The following is a 1647-nucleotide window of genomic DNA, read 5'->3' as shown; positions in this document are numbered from 1 at the left end:
CCCGCAGTATCATCCAGTTCCCTGCACCGGGTTCACTCTGACTGAGCCATCAGGACTGACTCAGCACTCCACAACCTGACACAGTTGACCGCCAGTCCCTACGAGCAGGAAAAACGTCAGCACAATCAGCACCAGATCGTCAATGCGAGTTCACCGCATCATTACCGTTTTTCAGGGTATTGGGTGATCTCTGTGAGTGGTAATACGCAACATTACGGGCAACGCATCTTTTCGCTGTATTTCAGTTTACCGGCATCTGTTTCCCCGGTTCATCTGGTTGTTGCGGAAAAACGATACAGGAATAAAATCGATATACTCCCGAAGAAGAACGCCAGCAGGTTGCTGTCTGGCGTTCAGGCTGAATTCCCCGTCAGCTAATATTTCATTCTGATAATCCCGCTCATTAGCGCTTTATCTATAATATGCCGGAACTCATATATTTTGTATGTGGAGAACAGTCCAAGTTTATTTTTTAATGTGTTACAGAAAGAATACGTTGTTTTCATGCTGATGCCGATGTCATTATTTATTTCACGAACAGTCAGTCCTTTTAGCAGATAGCCAAGAACCTGTTGTTCACGACGGGTAATAATAACATCATTTCTTTTTGTTGATTTTTCAACAGAACGGTCTGCTATACGCCTTCTTATTTCATCGCAGGAAATCCCACATATGTCAATAACCTGCCAGCCATAGTCTGAACAGACGGACACAAAGAGTTCAGGCAATAACTCATGCTCATTAATAATAACAACCTCAGATGCGCCGACATCATTCAACGCCGGCGCTGATGAAATTAATTTATCAAAACCACGGGCATCCATGAGTATGGCAGGCATTATGATATATAGTGTCAGCGAAACTTCGCCGCTGATCCGTTTACGCCATTCATACAACTCCCCCGTATTTCTGAATGAAACAATGTTTTCATTTCCACATAGCGGAAACAGTAAATTCATCAACCCGACCGAGCTGAAATTACACTGTGTTAAAATTACCGTGAACCTGTTCATAATGACACCTTCACAATCAGACCTGTTTACAGAAATATTTTTATTGTAATACAACGATAACAAACGCCACTTCAACCAGCCTGTATTCAGGTTATACAAAACATGCTGTTTAAAAATATCGCCTGTCTTATCTGCCTGAACAAAAAACAGCCCCCTGTCACCCGGGTTATCTGTCAGAAGACAAGAAATGACAAAAAAGAACGTCATGACACTTTTTGCCACTACGGTACTGGTATTATGACGATACAGACAGAAAGGGAGGGGATACCCCCTCCCTGACATGTTACTGCCACTGCCCTTTCTTTTGCTCCCCTTCCGTCCTCAGAAGGAGCATTTATTTATGAAGCCTTACCAGCGGTATTTCACTCCCAGTTGCAGGGTTCCTGCGGCATATGAGCTACTGCCTGCTTCAATACCTGCCTGCAGTTTCACACTCAGTGCCGGTGTGACTTCCGCATTCAGCCCCAGTTTCAGTTCTGCACGATTTACCGGACCACGCTCACGAACCGTAATATCATCCATCCGGACTTTACGTCCATCCGGTGCGTGCCACCAGTTCACTTCAGTGGACAGGTAAACCGGTACACCCAGATTTGACTCAGGATGATATGTATACCAGCGGGCGCCCACGCGT

Annotated in this window: 2 protein-coding genes; both read right to left on the bottom strand. The window is 45.0% G+C overall.

All coding sequences use genetic code 11. The annotated features are described in order from the left end of the window. Positions 1-374: 374 nt before the first annotated feature. The gene (locus GTGU_RS00010) at positions 375-1220 is read right to left on the bottom strand and encodes a LuxR C-terminal-related transcriptional regulator (protein WP_038153109.1); all 846 of its coding nucleotides are present in this window, start codon (positions 1218-1220) and stop codon (positions 375-377) included. 141 nt (positions 1221-1361) lie between these two features. Next, a partial coding sequence (locus tag GTGU_RS00005; protein ID WP_038153105.1) for an autotransporter outer membrane beta-barrel domain-containing protein occupies positions 1362-1647 on the bottom strand: 286 nt, incomplete at its 5' end.

This window comes from Trabulsiella guamensis ATCC 49490 (genome assembly GCF_000734965.1).
Lineage (GTDB): Bacteria > Pseudomonadota > Gammaproteobacteria > Enterobacterales > Enterobacteriaceae > Trabulsiella > Trabulsiella guamensis.
Note: the sequence above shows the minus strand (reverse complement) of the source record. Positions and strands in the feature narration are given on the sequence as shown.

Coding starts and splice junctions, on each gene's coding strand:
- GTGU_RS00010 (WP_038153109.1), bottom strand. CDS start 1,220: ATGACGTTCTTTTTTGTCATTTCTTGTCTTCTGACAGATAACCCGGGT.